The organism is Microbulbifer maximicatervae (SeqCode) (assembly GCF_052467695.1).
Map to the genome: position 1 here is coordinate 3,885,059 of NZ_CP174320.1, position 16,838 is coordinate 3,901,896.

The following is a 16,838-nucleotide window of genomic DNA, read 5'->3' on the forward strand; positions in this document are numbered from 1 at the left end:
CTATAGCTCCTGACTTTACTCTCTCGACGAACTTTCCTTATTTATATCTTTGGTATCAAACTGTTTAGTGGATGCCACTATCGCTTCTGTATTTTGATTAGCACTATGGGATTTATACTTGATTGTGCCAGTGCTTGCTTGAATCCGGAAGACAGCCCGGGAATATACATGTCCGTACTATTTATTTATGGTGTTGCTGTATTTCATTTCTATTAAAAAAATAGTGTTTGAAATCTTATGGAAATATAAGTGTATTTGTTCTGAAAGAAATAAAATATTAATTCGATAATTTACGGAAATATCTAAATAAGTAACAAATCCGCAACAGTGCATTTCTAAACTTCCCTCCGTCCAAATCGCTACGGCGAAACAAAAAATATAGTTTTTATTAGCTTGGTTGTTGTCATTTATTTTTTTTAAAAATGGCGGAGTTGAAGCAATTAAAGTTTTGGATTGAAATTCCTATAGGGGGAAACATGAAGCGAGTACAGAATAAGCTCTTACTGGCAGCTGCGATTGCTGCGCTATTAGCGGGTTGTGACGGTGGCGGTGTGAGTATCGAGCCGGAAACAGTAGATAACTCGGTGGACAACTCGGTAGATAATTCAGTGACAAATCCTGGCGGAGGTTCCACTGATGAAAATCCATGTGCCACTATAGAAAGTTCAAGTGTACAAGGTGAATTTAGCGGTGGTAACTGCTATTACACAACTGATTTTGTTTCTGCTGCAAACCCATTAACTGAAGATTTATATCTCACTGCGCTGGATAGCAATGGAGCTCATGTCTTTAGCGGCAGTTTGTTTGTTGGAGAAAGTTACTCCAGCGATTCTGACCTAGCAGCAGCCGGTATTTCTGAGGGTGGTGACGGCGTAAAACTGGAAATTGAGGCGGGCGCCACTATCGCTTTTAAAGATAATTCAGCATTTATGGTTGTAAACCGTGGATCGCAAGTCTTTGCTCGCGGTACAGAAACAGCTCCCATCACTTTTACGTCAGAAACTGATGTTCTTGGCACTGTAGGTCCGGAGGATGTTTCACAGTGGGGTGGAATGGTTATTAATGGCTTTGGTGTAACGAACAAATGCCAATATACAGGTTCTATTGGTGGTGGTGATCTGACTCTTGATGGCGAGTGTCACGTAGCTGCTGAAGGATCCACTGATGACAATACCTCCTACTACGGCGGTGACAACAATGCCGATAACTCGGGAGAGCTTTTGTACGTTGTTGTCAAACACACAGGCGCAGAAGTTGCTAGTGGTGATGAGTTGAACGGAATTGCTTTTGATGCTGTAGGTAATGGCACAACGATCCGTAACCTTCAAACATACTCAACTTACGATGACGGTATCGAGTTCTTCGGTGGCGCTGTAGATGTCGAAAATTATGTTGCACTCTACGTTCGCGATGACTCCATTGATATTGATGAAGGTTATCGTGGAAGTATTACCAATGCTTTGGTGATTCAAAGTGAGACTGACGGCAATCACTGTATAGAGGCCGATGGCATCGGTTCATATAGTGATGGAGCTGATTATTCCACCTTGATCAGCCAGGGTCTCAACAGTCGACCAGTAATTGACGGGCTGACCTGTATTGTTTCCGCTCAAGAAGAGGGTACTCATGACCCCGGTGCAGGCTGGCGCCTGCGTGAGGGTATTTATCCAATGATCACTAATTCTATAGTTGTGGCCTCCTTCTTTGCTGATGAGACTGGCGTGGCCGGCGATAACTACTGCCTGCGTATTGAGAGCTCTCAAACTCGCGGCGAAGCATCTGCTGGGACTGAGGTGGCTCTGACTTCCAACATTTTCGCCTGTGAAGATCGCACTAAAACCGATGAAGACAGCTTCAATGTTGAGACTTGGGCTGTGGATAGCGGTAACCAATTTGCCACTATCTCCGGTGAAGTTAATCCAACCTCTAATGCCGATACTGACTTTGTTTTGCTCGGCGGTTCCCCTGCAATGTTCACAGTTGATGCATCTGCTCAAGTGATCGATGGCGTTGCACCTACGGTTTCTGCCGAACTGGGTCGTGCCTATTTGGGTGCGCTTGAGCAGGATGGTACCGATTGGACTCAGGGTTGGACTTACGGTCTTCACCAGGGTGATCGCGCTCAACCTCTCTGGTTTGAGTAATAGATCGAGGTAGCGGTTGGGGATGCTAATCCCAATCAATTAAGGCGCCGCCTTCGCTGATGGAGTCGGCGCCTTATTTGATTTAAGACCGTGATTCTTAGGAATGAAAAGAGGCCTGAGAGATGGTTAAGTGCGAAAGATTTCAAAGGGCGCCGCTTGTTTTGGCGGTAGCTGCGGGCTCCACATTTGCAGCTGGAGTGTATGCACAGGATGCTGAACTGGTTGATAGTGCCACTCCTGGGATTGAAGAGGTTGTAGTCCAGGGGCGGCTGAAGGACTCTGCTGAAGTCCTAATCAGCGAGCGCCTGGAGGAGGAGGTAGTTACGGATATCCTCGGGGCTGAGATGATCAGCAGGGTGGGGGACTCTACCGTAGCCGCAGCGCTGCGACGAGTATCCGGATTATCCCTGGTAAGTGACAAGTTCGTTTACGTAAGGGGCTTGGGTGAGCGATATTCAAGTACAACTCTCAATGGTTCGACGGTGCCATCCCCGGATCTGACCAGAAATGTCATCCCACTAGATCTATTCCCGACCTCTATCGTGGAATCGCTAGCGGTACAGAAGAGCTACTCAGTTGATAAGTCTGCCTCGTTTGGAGGTGGTAATGTCGATATCCGCACCAAAGGGATACCTGATGATCTGACTTACGCTATTGAAGTTGGTACGGGCACCAATAGTGAAGTCAATGGTGATGTGCTCAGCTACAGCGGTGGAGATGATGATATTTGGGGTGCTGATGATGGTACCAGGGCGATGCCGGGTGAGATATCTGCGGCACTGCAGCGCTTCAAGGGTAATATTTCAGTTGCGGATATCCGTGATACCTTGATTGCTGAGGGGAATGAGTATTCAAGTAACCAGGAGGCGGAAAAGGCGGCTCAAGCGCTAAATAGGGAGCTCGCCCTAAGCTTGAATCGTGATATTTCTATTAAAGAGGAATCTAGCGATCCTGACCAAGACTACAAGGCTAGTGTAGGGAATCGCTTCTACTACGGGGATGATTGGGAGTTCGGTTTCCTGGCTGGAGCCTCCTACAAGAGTAAGTGGAGGGAGAGTGAGCGCACTATTCGTGACTACGGTAACCCACAGGAGCAGGTTGACCGTCGAACCGAGTCTACTTACTCCGTAGATATCAGTGGAAATTTAAACCTAGGTATACGTTTTGCGGACGAGCATTCGGTTGAGAGTATCAGTTTGTATTTGAGGAATACGGACGATGAGACTTCAATCAGGGATTACTTTGACTCAAATCGTCTATTGTCTGATGGCGCTGGATCGAGAAATTATGACCTGAAGTATGAAGAGCGGGAGCTGGTGCTTCATCAAATAAAGGGAAGTCACTCTCTTGGTCCAGAAACAAAAGGCCTGCTGTCCGTCAGCTCCCTAAGTTGGGTGCCTGAGGATTTGGTGGTTGACTGGTTCTACTCCGATTCAACGGCGATGACAGATATCCCCAATCAGGTTGAGGTGATTGCTAACACCGAAACTGACCCTGAAACCGGAGAGGTTATTAACTCAACGGTGGATATTGCTTCGCGGAGTGCGAGCTTTCGATTTACCGAGCTGGAGGATGAGGTCCGAAACTACGGTTGGTCCGCAACATTGCCCGTTGAGTTTTCCTCGTCTTCGTTGGAGTTGAGTGGTGGGTTTGCTCGAATTGAGAAGGGGCGCTCCTATAAGCAAACTGAATTTGGATTGGATATCTTCAGTGTGGCTGACCCCTCAATTCTTGATGACCCTTTGAGTGATGTGTTTAGCGATACCAATATCACTAACGATGAAAATAACTTTGTTTTTGCCAAGTCTGGCAGTAACAAGCAAAGTTATTTGGCCGCTACTTCGACAGATGCGATCTACGGTAAGTTCGATTGGACTCTTGAGGAAACCTGGCGTATATCAGCCGGGGCCCGATGGGAGGACTATAGTCAAGCTGCTTTAGAGTGGAACCCCTATAGTTTCTCGCAAAGTGAGCCGCAGATTACGAATGACCCTGAAGAGTTGGCTGAAGCGGTATATACGGATGACGATATTTATCCATCATTATCCTTGACCTATATGGGGTCATTTTGGGCGGAGACATTCCAGTTGAGGTTCGGTGCATCCAAGACCGCTGTTCGGCCTGACTTGCGTGAAATTACCGACGCTATTTATATAGATCCGCACACTGATGATCAGATCAGGGGGAATTCGAGTGTTCGGCCGTCGGAGATCGACAACTACGATATTCGCGCAGAGTGGTTTTTTGATAGTGGCGATAGTCTGACCATTTCGGCTTTCTATAAGGATATTATTAACCCTATTGAATTCTTTGAAGCTGCCTCGAGTGATGACAATATTGCTCGGGAGATTATTAATGCTGAGTCTGGTGAGATTACCGGTATAGAAATAGAAGGTATGAAAAGCCTTGGTTTTATCTCTGACCCACTGGAGAGCTTCTTTTTGCAGGGTAATATTACTCTGCAAGACTCGGAAATTGTTGCCGGTAATGAGGCCGATGCACCGACGAATGATGTCCGCGAGATGACTGGTGCATCTGATTATGTTGTCAATATGCTGCTCGGTTTTGACAGTCCGGACGGGAACCATTCTGCCAGCTTGGTTTACAACGTATTTGGTGAGCGCCTTTACAAAGCGGGGCGAGATCCTCATCCCGATTCATTTGAGCAGCCATTCCACTCTCTGGATTTGACTTACTTCTGGTATCCAACTGATGAGGTGACGGTGAAGGCGAAAGTGCAGAACCTTTTGGGTGAAGCCATTGAAATTGAGAGGCAGGGCGTCACCGTTTTTGAAGAGGAGGTTGGGCAGACTTTCGCATTGAGCGCGCAGTACAAATTCTAGGGAGGTCAGCTGGCTGTGCCTTGGATTAAGTGCATGAAAATATGCGTTCTCAAGCAATAAAAAATGGCGCCATCGGCGCCATTTTTTATGTGTAGACCCAATTACATATTTGGATAATTGGGGCCGCCGGCACCTTCAGGGGTTACCCAGACAATATTTTGGGTTGGGTCCTTAATGTCACAGGTCTTACAGTGTACGCAGTTTTGAGCGTTGATCTGGAAGCGCTTACCGTTGGTGTCTTCAATAACCTCATAAACACCGGCAGGGCAGTAGCGCTGCGCGGGTTCATCGTAAATCGGCAGGTTGTGACTCAGCGGAACTTCTGGGTCCTTCAGGGTCAGGTGGCAAGGCTGGTCTTCTTCGTGGTTAGTATTGGAAATAAACACGGAAGATAGCTTGTCAAAACTGAGTACGCCGTCGGGCTTCGGATAGTCAATCTTTGCGCAGTCAGCAGCAGGCTTGAGCTGGGCGTGATCAGCCTTGGTGTCGCGCAGGGTCCAGGGAAGCTTGCCTTTAAAGATATTGATATCCACAAATGCATAGGCAGATCCCAGAATGTTGCCCCATTTGTGCTGGGCAGGGCCGAAGTTGCGCTGCATGTGCAGCTCTTTCCAGGCCCAGCTATCGCGATACTTGGTGGTGTAGTCGGTCAGCTCTTCGCTATTGCGCTCAGCGGCGAGGGCTTCAACTACAGACTCAGCCGCGATCATGCCGGATTTCATCGCGGTGTGATTGCCCTTGATCTTGGCAAAGTTCAGGGTGCCGGCGTTATCACCGATCAGCAGGCCGCCAGGGAAAGTCATTTTCGGCTGGGATTGAAGGCCACCTTTTGCTATGGCGCGGGCACCGTAGGCAACGCGCTCGCCACCTTCCAGGTACTGCTTGATTACCGGATGGTGTTTATAGCGCTGGAACTCGTCAAATGGACTCACATGGGGGTTGCTATAGGCGAGGTCAGTAATCAAGCCGACAACAACCTGGTTGTCTTCGAGGTGGTAAAGGAAGCCGCCACCGTGGGTGGAGCTTTGTTCCAGCGGCCAGCCAGCAGTGTGAACAACCAGGCCTTGCTGGTGTTTGTCCGCAGGGACTTTCCAAATCTCTTTAATACCGATGCCGTAGTGTTGTGGGTCGGCATCTTCGTCTAGCTTAAAGCGTTCGATCAGCTGCTTGCCCAGGTGACCGCGACAACCTTCAGCGAAGAGAGTGTATTTGGCATGCAGCTCCATGCCCGGCATGTAAGAGTCTTTTTGCTCTCCGTTCATGCCGATGCCCATATCGCCAGTAGCGATACCTTTTACAGAGCCATCTTCGTTGTACAAAATTTCAGCAGCGGCGAACCCAGGGAAGATTTCCACTCCCAGGCTTTCGGCTTGTTCTGCCAGCCAACGGCACAGGTTGCCGAGACTGATAATGTAGTTGCCCTCGTTGTGCATGGTGCTGGGCACAAACATGTTGGGGACTTTTATAGAGTTCTCTTCGCTGCGCAGGACGTAGATGTCGTCGCCTTTTACCTCAGTATTGAGGGGGGCTCCACGTTCTTTCCAGTCGGGGAAGAGTTCATTAAGGGCGGTGGGCTCAAATACAGCACCGGATAGGATGTGAGCTCCTACTTCTGAGCCTTTCTCCACGACACATACAGAGACGTCTTCATTGAGCTGACGAATACGACAGGCCGCGGCCAATCCAGCGGGGCCGGCACCCACGATCACTACATCGTATTCCATTGATTCGCGTTCCACGGCACTCTCCTCAGCAGTTGTATTCAACTTTTTTGCGGCCAATCCGGCCTTATCATTTATATTGCTGGCGGATTATATAGGCGTTTAATCAACCCTACCAATTGCATGACTATTCATTTGCTATGGCAAATGCGCTGTATTTCAACGGCTTACTGGGGGTGGATAGGTGGTTCTTATTCCCGGAAATAGATTTTGTGAATGGCAGGAGGGACTTCCATTTGACTATTGATTTTGCGCTATAGAACCGCCACCATACACGCCGTTCAAACACTTGTTTGACCAGAACACCGTATCCGTTCGCGACGTGAATTATCAGTCGCGGCTGTTAAAAAGCATATTTGAGACGGGATTTCCATGAAAGTTCTTGTAGCTGTGAAACGCGTTGTTGACTACAACGTCAAGGTTCGCCCCAAGGCGGACGGCTCTGACGTTGATACAGCCAACGTCAAAATGTCTATCAACCCCTTCTGCGAAATCGCAGTAGAAGAGGCGGTGCGCTTGAAGGAAAAAGGCGTTGTCAGCGAGATAGTCGCCGTTTCCATGGGCTCCAAGCAATGCCAAGAGCAAATCCGCACTGCACTGGCCCTGGGTGCCGACCGCGGTATCCTGGTTGAGACCGATGCTGAGCTGCAGCCTCTGGCAGTAGCCAAATGCCTGAAAGCGATTGTTGAGAAAGAAGAGCCTCAAATGGTAATTCTGGGCAAGCAGTCCATCGATGGCGATAACAACCAGACCGGCCAGATGCTGGGTGCTTTGACTGGCATGGGGCAGGGTACCTTCGCCTCTGAAGTTGCCGTAGAAGGCGACGCTGTTAAGGTAACTCGTGAAATTGACGGCGGCCTGCAGACTGTTGAACTGAAACTGCCTGCCATTGTTACTACTGACCTGCGCCTGAATGAGCCGCGTTACGCCTCCCTGCCTAACATCATGAAGGCAAAGCGTAAGCCTCTCGATACCACGACCCCGGATGAGCTGGGCGTTGATATTACTCCCCGCACCAAAACCCTGAAAGTTGAGCCGCCGGCTGAGCGTCAAGCAGGCATTAAGGTTGCTGACGTTGCTGAACTGGTAGAGAAACTGAAAAACGAGGCGAAGGTAATCTGATGAGCATTCTGGTTATTGCTGAACACGACAACGCCGAACTGAAGGGCGCTACGCTCAACACCATCGCTGCTGCCAAGGCTATTGGTGGTGATGTTGCTGTATTGGTTGCTGGATCTGGCTGCGGCCCTGTAGCGGAGGCTGCTGCTAAAGCTGAAGGCGTTTCCAAGGTACTGCTGGCAGATAATGCCGCTTACGAGCACCAGTTGGCTGAGAACGTTGCCAAGCTGGTAGCGGACTTGGGTAAAGACTACGGTCATATCCTGGCTCCAGCCACTACTACCGGTAAGAACATGCTGCCACGCGCTGCTGCGCTGCTGGATGTTCAGCCGATTTCCGACATCGTCGCTGTTGAAAGTGCAGATACTTTCAAGCGCCCGATTTATGCCGGTAACGTCATTGCCACTGTACAGAGCTCCGATGCCATCAAGGTAATCTCTGTACGTACCACTGCCTTTGACGCCGTGGCGGCTGAAGGTGGAAGTGCAGCGGTTGAATCTGTAGATATCGCGGATGACGCTGGTGTTTCCTCTTTTGTCGGCGAAGAGCTGGCTGTATCCGATCGTCCTGAGCTGACCGCTGCGAGCGTAGTCATTTCTGGTGGCCGCGGCATGCAGAATGGCGAAAACTTCGAAATGCTGTACAAGCTGGCCGACAAACTGGGGGCTGCAGTTGGTGCCTCCCGTGCTGCTGTGGATGCAGGTTTCGTACCTAACGATATGCAGGTTGGTCAAACCGGTAAGATCGTTGCCCCTGACCTGTATATTGCCGTTGGTATCTCCGGCGCGATCCAGCATTTGGCAGGTATGAAAGACTCCAAAGTTATCGTAGCCATCAATAAAGACGAAGAAGCACCGATCTTCTCCGTTGCTGACTACGGTCTGGTAGCTGACCTGTTTGAAGCTGTACCAGAGCTTGAAACAAAGCTGTAATGTCCGATTGCTATACTAGCGGGCATTGAAAAAGGCGGCGTCATGCCGCCTTTTTTCGTTTTTTGGTGACAACCTGCGGAACTAGTGTGCAATTTAAGGGACGAAATGAGGGTTTGCGGCGTTTAACTTGAAAGAGCGTTGCCTTTCCCGGGCTGAGGCAAGAAAATAGGCGTCAAAAACCAATAACCTCAGAAAGTTGAACTTGTATGTGGGTATGTTCATGTCCCCTCTAGCGCGAGCCGTTGGCTCAATTGGCAATAAGTTTGCCCAGGGCGAGTCGAGCAAAGGTCTCTCCCGTGGCACTATGGCGGCGTCAGCTATTGGCCTGTTGTGGTTGTCTGGCAATTTGTTTGCCTATGGCTCCCTATTGGTCCCAAGCGATCCTCAGGAATCCCTGCTCGCGGAGCGTAAAAGCCCGAGAGGTGCTCCTCCCCCCAGCGCTGCCAGTCTTCCAAGCACGCCGTTCTTTGGACGTGCTGAACCTAAAAAGGCTACAGAAGTCCCTGAAGTCGACCTCGAAAATATTCCTCTGACCCAGCTGAATATTGTTTTATCCGGTGTTTTTGACAGCTCCAATAAAACCAAAGCCAGTGCTCTGGTGTCGGAGAAAGGTAAACCCTCCAAGCGTTTGTATGTCGGTGATCGGCTTCCAGGTGGCGCCGAACTTTATTCTGTTGAGGTTGACCATGTGGTTCTTCGTCGTAATGGCAGGATGGAAAAACTGACATACCCAGAAGTGGACGGAAGGCCAAACGTACCATTGAGAGGCGTCAGCAGTTCCAGACAGAGAACGTCAAGTTCCAGCTCCTCCAGAAGAACTGCTCAAAGAGATGAGAACCAGCAGAACATTCGGGAGAGAATGGAGCAGCTGCGTGAATTGGCCCGCGAGCGTCGTGCTCAGCGTGAGCCTAAATAAAAACTATCTACCTAGATTGTTTTGATTTTTTGAACATTTACTAGAGCCAGATAAATAATGATGAAGATGTTTTATCGACGGCTGCTTGCGGTCGGATTGAGTTTTTTTGTTTGTACTGCAACGCTGGCTCAGGGCCCGGAGCGGGTTACCCTTTCTCTCGACAATGCAGACATTCGTGATCTGATCAATTGGGCTGCTGATTTCACTGGCAAAAATATTATTGTCCACCCGAATGTTAAGGGTAAGGTCACCGTAGTTGCCGGTGACCCAATGACACACAATGAAGCCTTTGATGTATTTATGTCGGTGCTTCAAGTCAATGGCTTTAGTTTGGTGGAACAGGGCGGAACCTGGAAAGTGGTTCCCGATGCGCTAGCCAAGCAGCAGGCGATACCTGTCGCCGATGAGACCACTCGAGCTCCCGCGGAATCCCTGGTTGTTCGCACGGTAAGGGTTGAGAATATTTCCGCTTCACAGCTGATTGCTATGTTGCGCCCGCTGATTCCGCAAACTGGGCACTTGGCTGCCTATGCTGATACCAACACTCTGATTATTGCTGACCGCGCTGCGAATATTGACCAAATTATTCGCCTGGTGAAGCAACTTGACCGTGCCGGTGCTATTGATATTGAAGTGGTGCCGTTGATGTTTGCTTCTGCGAAGGAAGTAAAGCAAGTTCTTACCGATCTACTTCAATCGAGTGGAGGCAAAGCGGGTAAGGAAGTGCAACCGCTGCGTATTTCTGTTGATGAACGCTCCAATAGTATTCTCCTGACCGGAGACCCTGTTACCCGCCAGCAGATTAAGACGGTAATAGGCCGTCTCGATGCACCGCTGGATGGCGAAGGCAACACCGCAGTTGTTTATATCCAGTATGCCAATGCAGCAGATCTGAAGCCTATCCTCGAGGGTATGAGCGGTAGCATCCAGAACACAGAGAAAGACCAGCAAGCGGCGAATATCGAAGTCAGCATTCAAGTTAACGAATCGCTCAACGCACTGGTGTTAACTGCTCCTCCAGCTCTCCTTGAAACTATGAAAGGTGTTATTGCCAGGTTGGACGTGCGCAGAGCGCAGGTTTTGATTGAGGCAATTATTGTAGAGGTAGTTGAAGGTACAGGTAGCGAACTGGGTATTAGTTGGATTGCTGGTTCCGGCAGTAATGCTGTTGCCGGTTGGAATAACCAGTTAGGTACGGATTCCGATGGGGAACCCAACCCATTTTCACTTCCTGTGACTGATTTGGTGGGAGCTGGGGCATTGCACCTGGGCTACCTCAGTGGCGGTGATATCCGTGCTGCGATTAATGCCGTAGCGTCAGAGAGCAATACCAATATCCTTTCTACACCAACAATTATGGCTTTGGATAATGAAGAAGCCGAGATTTTGGTGGGCCAGAACGTACCTTTTATTACCGGTGAACAGTTGCTGTCTGGTAGTAACGATGATCCGTTTACCACCATCCAGCGTGAGGATGTGGGTACCACTCTTAAAGTGATTCCCCGTGTGAATAACAACAATTCGGTAACTCTTGAGATCGAGCAAAAGGTTGAAAACGTTTTGTCTTCTGCTACGGCTGCAGCGGAAGGTGCGTCCGATATCGTTACCAGCAAGCGTGAGATCCGCACAAAAGTATTGATCGATGATGGCGCGATCCTGGTACTGGGTGGTTTGATGGAAGATCAGGTTAATGAAACCGTGTCCAAAGTGCCTCTCCTCGGTGATATTCCCGGCATTGGTCGCTTGTTCAGAAACACTGAGAAGAGTGTTAGCAAAACTAATCTGATGGTGTTTTTGCGTCCCAGAATCCTCAGTAGTCAAGTTGCTGGCTATGAGGAGACGCGCAAGCGCTACATGGATATGCAGCAGAAGCAAATATTCCTGAAAGACCGCACCAGCCTGATCTGGGATTGGCACCGCGGTGATGTACTACCTGACCTGATGCCGCCAACAGGCACCTACAACGAGAGCCCTGCGCCAGTAGATGGTTCTATAGATGGTGCTGCCATTGAATCAGTCGAAGAAGACGTGGATGTTGAGGTTGAGGTGTTGGAGGTAGAAGAAGCTAAATGACGGCTGAAACAGGAACAGGGACTCCAACAATTCGCCGCCTTCCTTACGCTTTCGCAAAGCGTCACAAGGTTCTGTTAACCGAGCAGGAAGGCAAACCCCTCTGCCAATATGTGGCGCCGCTGAGCCCATCAGCGGTTGCCGAAGTACAGCGCATCAGTGGTGCGGCTGTATCTTTGGAGGCTGTAGAGGAAGATGTTTTCCAGGGTGCTTTGCAGCGCCTGTATGAAAACAGGGAGGGTGGCAACCTCTCCGAAGTCGAAGGCCTGGGTGAAGACCTGGATCTTGCAGCGGTCGCCGATTCGCTGCCTGAGACTGAGGACTTGTTGGAACAGGAAGACGATGCACCTATCGTCAAATTGATCAACGCAATTTTTGCCGAATCGCTCAAGCAGGGCGCCTCGGATATTCATATTGAAACCTTTGAGAAGCGCCTCGTCGTGCGCTTCCGGGTCGATGGTGTACTTCGTGAAGTACTGCAACCCCGACGCGCTCTGGCTCCATTGCTGGTATCCCGTATTAAAGTAATGGCAAAACTGGATATCGCCGAGAAACGCGTGCCTCAAGATGGCCGGATCTCCCTTTTGATGGCTGGCCGAGAGGTAGATGTACGTGTCTCTACCATGCCGTCATCGGCGGGTGAGCGGGTGGTAATGCGTTTGCTGGATAAGCAAGCGGGCAAAATGGACCTGAGTAAGCTGGGGATGGCAGATCGCGACTTGCGCGTGATGACAGACCTGTTGGGACATCCCCACGGCATTATCCTGGTGACCGGACCAACGGGCTCCGGTAAAACCACCACCTTGTATGCTGGCCTCGGTAGTATCAATAACCGTGAGAAGAATATTCTGACGGTCGAGGACCCGGTGGAATACAACCTGGAAGGGGTTGGACAGACTCAGGTTAATACCAAAGCTGATATGACTTTCGCCCGAGGGCTTCGCGCGATCCTGCGTCAGGACCCGGATGTAGTGATGGTTGGTGAGATTCGAGACCTGGAGACTATGCAGATTGCAATCCAGGCGAGTTTGACCGGACACTTGGTACTTTCAACCCTGCACACCAACACCGCTTTGGGTTCGGTAACCCGTCTGGTGGACATGGGAATTGAACCCTTTCTGCTGTCGTCCAGCGTGATTGGTGTTCTTGCCCAGCGCCTGGTGCGAGTTCTGTGTCCTGAATGCAAGCAACCTCATGTGGCTGACAGCAGCGAGCGTGAGGTTTTGGGCGTCGGGCCTGAAGAGGAAGCCATCATCTATCGACCTAATGGCTGTGAAGAGTGTAATCACAGTGGCTATGTCGGTCGTATCGGTATCTATGAATTGGTGCCGCTCAACGAAGTGATGCGCCAATTGATCCACGATCGCGCTTCAGAGAGCAAGTTGGTTGCGGAAGCACGCAAGCTTGGCCCCAGCATCCGTGATGATGGCGTAGAGAAAGTACTAGCGGGTAGGACCTCCCTTGAGGAAGTACTACGAGTTACGCAGGAGTCCTGATTGTGGCAGCTTTTGAGTATACAGCGCTGGCAGCATCCGGCCGCAAGAGTCGCGGTACGCTCGAGGCGGATAGCGCGCGCGCTGCGCGGCAGCAACTGCGCGCGAAAGGCATGGTGCCCCTGGAAGTCAGTGCAGCTACCGAGAAAGAAGAGAAGGGCGGCGCCAGCTTTCTATCTGGTAGCCCTGGGCTGAGTGTTAAAAACCTGGCCCTGCTAACTCGGCAGATGTCCACCTTGCTTCGAGCGGGAATTCCCCTGGAAGAAACCCTTGGGGCCATTGCCAACCAGACACGCAACCAAAAAATCAAACGCGTGGTATTGGCTGTTCGGGGCAAAATTCTTGAAGGGCACAGTTTCGCCTTGGCCCTGAGCAGTTTTCCACGGGCATTCCCCAAACTCTATCGCGCTACGGTTGAAGCAGGGGAGCACTCTGGTCATTTGGATGCGGTGCTGGATCGCCTTGGTGACTATACGGAAGGGCAGCAGCAATTTCGGCAGAAGGTGCAGCTGGCTCTGATCTACCCAGTTGTTTTGGTATTTATCTGTGTATTGGTTGTAACCGGTTTGATGGTGTACGTGGTACCTGATGTTATCGAGGTATTTACCGGCACCGGGCAGGTTTTGCCGCTGGCTACCCGCATCCTGGTCTCCATGAGCGATTTTATTTCTGCCTGGGGCTGGCTGGTGCCGCCGGCACTTGGGGCGCTCATTTTTGGCGCTGTGATGATGCTGCGGCGCCCGGCAATTCGGTATCGTTTCCACCACCGTTTGCTGGAGCTGCCAATTATTGGCTGGATGATGCGAGGGACACAGAGTGCTCGCTATGTAGGGACCCTGGCGATTCTTACGGGCAGCAGTGTGCCGCTGGTTCAAGCCATGGGTATCGCCGGTGGAGTAATGACCAATACCTTCCTTAAAGACCGACTCGATGCGGCTCAAAAGAGCGTGCGCGAGGGCGGGAGCCTTCGTAAAGCCCTGGAAGATGTAGGCTATTTCCCACCGATGATGATCTATATGATCGCAAGTGGTGAATCCTCGGGCACTCTCGATGAAATGCTTCAGCGTGCGGCGGATTCGCAAGAGCAGGATTTGCAGGGTGCGGTAACTGCCTTTGTGAGCATCTTTGAACCTCTGATGCTGCTGATAATGGCTGCCATAGTGTTGTTCATCGTTATGGCTATTATGATGCCGATTCTGAGCATGAACGAATTGGTTGTTTAATGCTCAAATTAGATGTAGGTCAAAGAGAAATTGCGTAGCTGCTTCAGGAGGTTGGTATGAAATCCTTGCGCAACAGCGCCGGCTTTACACTGCTAGAGGCGTCGAAGATTCTTGTTGGGCTGGGAGCGGCAGTTTTGCTGGGCATGTTGCTGCTTTAGGCTGGGGAATCGTGTAATTTACTGATTTGGTGACTTTTAAATAATTGGGGTCACGAAGGGTATCGTGACCCTTGGGGTTCCCAGAGTTAGAGTGAACTAGGAGAGAAAAATGAAAACCCTACGTAAAAGTGGTGGCTTTACCCTGATTGAAATTATGGTGGTGATCGTAATTCTCGGGGTGCTTGGTGCACTGGTTGTACCTAATGTTCTTGGCAAGACCGGCGAAGCTCGAATGAAAGCGGCCAGGGTTGACCTGAAAGCTATCGAGACTGCACTAGACCTTTACCGCATGGATAACTTTGTCTACCCCAGCTCTGATCAGGGCCTGATGGCACTGGTATCCCGCCCATCCGGCTTCCCCGAAGCGAAGAACTGGACTGAGCCCTACCTGAAGAAAGCGCCAAAAGATCCCTGGGGCTATGAATATCAGTACATCAGCCCAGGCAGTGCCGGTGCCTACGACCTATTCACCCTCGGTGCCGATGGCAAAGCGGGCGGTGAGGGCGAAGCTGCTGATATCTACGTTACTGACCTGTAACACCTGAAATTTGCACTTGATGTATAGCATTGGTCGAAGCCGTGGCTTTACGCTGATCGAACTGTTGGTAGTGATTGTCATCATCGCCTCTCTGGCTGGCATGGCGACTCTATCGATGGGGAATTCCGGCGGGCGCGTGTGGCAAAAAGAAGCCCAGCGCTTGTCGGCCCTTTTGCAGTTGGTTGCGGATCGAGCCCTGATTGACAAAATGCATTACGGCGTTGTTTTTGAACAGGGCACTTATAGCGTGGTGCATTTTGAGCAAGAAACAATGACCTGGTTGCCGATAGATTCGGTTGCGTCGGGGAGGCGTGCTGCGCGTTTTGCCACCCATGAATTGCCGGAAATTGTTCGCCTTGAAGTGATAACTGAGGCGGAGCTGCCGTCGACAGAATCCACGGAATTTGCAGAAGAGACCAATGAAGATCGAGTCGTTCCGCAATTTGTTGCTCTCTCCAGTGGAGAGGTACTTCCCGTGGAAGTTGCCATGTACCTTGTTGAGAATGGCGACGACGTTCGAGGTGCGACTATTTCTTACACCAGCCTGAACGGATTGCAGCTAGAGTGGCAGGCCGATGAATTTTAAGAGAGCCCAGCGCGGTTTTACATTAGTAGAAGTCTTGATAGCCCTGGTTATTTTTGGGGTTATTGCCGCCAGTGTTCTGAAGGCAATGCAGCGTAGTGTTGGCCAGCAGCGGGTGATGGAGGATCGCCTCTCGGCAAACTGGGTTGCCCAACAAGTGCTCTCCCAAGTCCGCGTGCAAACTCCTTGGCCTCCTTTAGGGGAACAAACAGATCAGGTGGTCTTGGGGGAAAGGGAGTGGGAGGTTAGTGCCCGAGTGGAGGCCACCAGTAATGAGCGCTTGCGCCATATCATTATTGAAGTAGGCCACCTGGATGCTGAGTACCCAACTCTGACCCTGGATGCCTGGGCTGCGGAGGAGTAACTGATATGTCTTTGCGCCTTCCCAGCCAGTCGGGCTTTACCCTCATTGAAGTCCTCATAGTTTTAGTTCTTGTCGCCATTATCAGTGTCGGTTCCTTTTCGCTGTTGGGACTCTTTTTTGACACCGAAGAGATGGTGGACCAGAGGGCAGAGCAGCTACGTCGCTTTTCTATGGCGATGTACCGTATAGACAATGATTTTCGCCAGGTAACTGCCCGCGCTGTTAAGAATGCCTACAGCGGTTATGAGCATGCGTTACGTGGTGATGAAGATGAGTTGGAATTTACGCGCCTTGGTGCGGCAAATCTCACCGGGGAACCTCGGGGCGAGCTATTGCGTTTGAGTTATAGCATCGGATACGCCGAGGATCTTGAGATCGACTCCCTGACCACCGGCACTGGCCGGGAGGGCGAGGACGATATAGGTGGATTATTACTGCGCAGTCGCTGGCAGGTCTTGGATCGGTCTCCCGATTCTGTGCCCATCGCCGAGCCTCTGCTAATGGGAGTCGAAAGTTTAAGCCTTCAATACCTGGACCCAGACACTGATGCCTGGGTTGCCCAGTGGCCACCGATCAGCTCGGACGGTTCCCAAACAGAAGCGGATATACGGCTTCCGCAAGCTATTGAGTTTGTCATCGTTACCCGACAGTACGGGGAGGTCCGTCGCGTCTTCCAGATACTGGCAGCGGAAGACAGTTCCTCTGCTGACGACGATGATGATGACGGGCGTTAG

At 50.7% G+C, this 16,838-nt stretch carries 13 protein-coding genes; 12 read left to right on the forward strand and 1 reads right to left on the reverse strand.

The features are described 5' to 3' along the window. Positions 1-476 precede the first annotated feature (476 nt). Entirely contained in the window at positions 477-2,144 is a 1,668-nt protein-coding gene (locus tag ACJJI8_RS17095) for a beta-helix domain-containing protein (protein WP_444913694.1), read from the forward strand. Between the two features lie 122 nt (positions 2,145-2,266). Next, complete coding sequence (locus tag ACJJI8_RS17100) at positions 2,267-4,987, forward strand: TonB-dependent receptor domain-containing protein (RefSeq protein ID WP_444933124.1); 2,721 nt, start codon at positions 2,267-2,269, stop codon at positions 4,985-4,987. A 101-nt stretch (positions 4,988-5,088) separates the two neighbouring features. On the opposite strand, the gene ACJJI8_RS17105 is transcribed toward ACJJI8_RS17100, so the two are convergent. Further along, a complete protein-coding gene (locus ACJJI8_RS17105; protein WP_444933125.1) occupies positions 5,089-6,726 on the reverse strand; it encodes an electron transfer flavoprotein-ubiquinone oxidoreductase in 1,638 nt (545 codons plus the stop codon). Positions 6,727-7,080: 354 nt separating this feature from the next. Here ACJJI8_RS17105 and ACJJI8_RS17110 point away from each other — a divergent pair, with 354 nt between their 5' ends. From ACJJI8_RS17110 to ACJJI8_RS17155, 10 genes are all read left to right on the forward strand, one after another. Continuing rightward, entirely contained in the window at positions 7,081-7,830 is a 750-nt protein-coding gene (locus ACJJI8_RS17110; RefSeq protein WP_282932702.1) for an electron transfer flavoprotein subunit beta/FixA family protein, read from the forward strand. Next, positions 7,830-8,759 (forward strand): electron transfer flavoprotein subunit alpha/FixB family protein, encoded by a 930-nt coding sequence (locus ACJJI8_RS17115; protein WP_413665691.1) that lies wholly within the window; start codon positions 7,830-7,832, stop codon positions 8,757-8,759. Before ACJJI8_RS17110 ends, ACJJI8_RS17115 begins: the two co-directional genes overlap by 1 nt. A 220-nt stretch (positions 8,760-8,979) precedes the next feature. Next, positions 8,980-9,675: a type II secretion system protein N gene (locus tag ACJJI8_RS17120; RefSeq protein WP_413665692.1), complete on the forward strand. Its 696-nt coding sequence runs from the start codon at positions 8,980-8,982 to the stop codon at positions 9,673-9,675. A 57-nt stretch (positions 9,676-9,732) separates the two neighbouring features. Further along, positions 9,733-11,748, forward strand: a complete 2,016-nt coding sequence (gene gspD, locus ACJJI8_RS17125; RefSeq protein ID WP_413665693.1) for a type II secretion system secretin GspD — start codon at positions 9,733-9,735, stop codon at positions 11,746-11,748. Next, complete coding sequence (gene gspE / locus ACJJI8_RS17130; RefSeq protein ID WP_444913696.1) at positions 11,745-13,241, forward strand: type II secretion system ATPase GspE; 1,497 nt, start codon at positions 11,745-11,747, stop codon at positions 13,239-13,241. Before gspD ends, gspE begins: the two co-directional genes overlap by 4 nt. A 2-nt stretch (positions 13,242-13,243) precedes the next feature. After that, positions 13,244-14,461: a type II secretion system inner membrane protein GspF gene (gene gspF, locus ACJJI8_RS17135; RefSeq protein ID WP_413665695.1), complete on the forward strand. Its 1,218-nt coding sequence runs from the start codon at positions 13,244-13,246 to the stop codon at positions 14,459-14,461. 267 nt (positions 14,462-14,728) lie between these two features. Beyond that, entirely contained in the window at positions 14,729-15,157 is a 429-nt protein-coding gene (gene gspG, locus ACJJI8_RS17140; protein WP_282932708.1) for a type II secretion system major pseudopilin GspG, read from the forward strand. A gap of 19 nt (positions 15,158-15,176) precedes the next feature. Continuing rightward, the gene (gspH, locus tag ACJJI8_RS17145) at positions 15,177-15,743 is read left to right on the forward strand and encodes a type II secretion system minor pseudopilin GspH (RefSeq protein ID WP_413665863.1); all 567 of its coding nucleotides are present in this window, start codon (positions 15,177-15,179) and stop codon (positions 15,741-15,743) included. Next, entirely contained in the window at positions 15,733-16,104 is a 372-nt protein-coding gene (gene gspI, locus ACJJI8_RS17150; RefSeq protein WP_444933126.1) for a type II secretion system minor pseudopilin GspI, read from the forward strand. Before gspH ends, gspI begins: the two co-directional genes overlap by 11 nt. A gap of 5 nt (positions 16,105-16,109) precedes the next feature. Beyond that, a complete protein-coding gene (locus ACJJI8_RS17155) occupies positions 16,110-16,838 on the forward strand; it encodes a type II secretion system protein GspJ (protein ID WP_444933127.1) in 729 nt (242 codons plus the stop codon).

What these genes read in the sequence shown, in the direction of transcription:
- ACJJI8_RS17095 (WP_444913694.1), top strand. Translation starts at nt 477, where the DNA reads ATGAAGCGAGTACAGAATAAGCTCTTACTGGCAGCTGCGATTGCTGCG.
- ACJJI8_RS17100 (WP_444933124.1), top strand. Translation starts at nt 2,267, where the DNA reads ATGGTTAAGTGCGAAAGATTTCAAAGGGCGCCGCTTGTTTTGGCGGTA.
- ACJJI8_RS17110 (WP_282932702.1), top strand. Translation starts at nt 7,081, where the DNA reads ATGAAAGTTCTTGTAGCTGTGAAACGCGTTGTTGACTACAACGTCAAG.
- ACJJI8_RS17115 (WP_413665691.1), top strand. Translation starts at nt 7,830, where the DNA reads ATGAGCATTCTGGTTATTGCTGAACACGACAACGCCGAACTGAAGGGC.
- ACJJI8_RS17120 (WP_413665692.1), top strand. Translation starts at nt 8,980, where the DNA reads ATGTCCCCTCTAGCGCGAGCCGTTGGCTCAATTGGCAATAAGTTTGCC.
- gspD (WP_413665693.1), top strand. Translation starts at nt 9,733, where the DNA reads ATGATGAAGATGTTTTATCGACGGCTGCTTGCGGTCGGATTGAGTTTT.
- gspE (WP_444913696.1), top strand. Translation starts at nt 11,745, where the DNA reads ATGACGGCTGAAACAGGAACAGGGACTCCAACAATTCGCCGCCTTCCT.
- gspG (WP_282932708.1), top strand. Translation starts at nt 14,729, where the DNA reads ATGAAAACCCTACGTAAAAGTGGTGGCTTTACCCTGATTGAAATTATG.
- gspH (WP_413665863.1), top strand. Translation starts at nt 15,177, where the DNA reads ATGTATAGCATTGGTCGAAGCCGTGGCTTTACGCTGATCGAACTGTTG.
- gspI (WP_444933126.1), top strand. Translation starts at nt 15,733, where the DNA reads ATGAATTTTAAGAGAGCCCAGCGCGGTTTTACATTAGTAGAAGTCTTG.
- ACJJI8_RS17155 (WP_444933127.1), top strand. Translation starts at nt 16,110, where the DNA reads ATGTCTTTGCGCCTTCCCAGCCAGTCGGGCTTTACCCTCATTGAAGTC.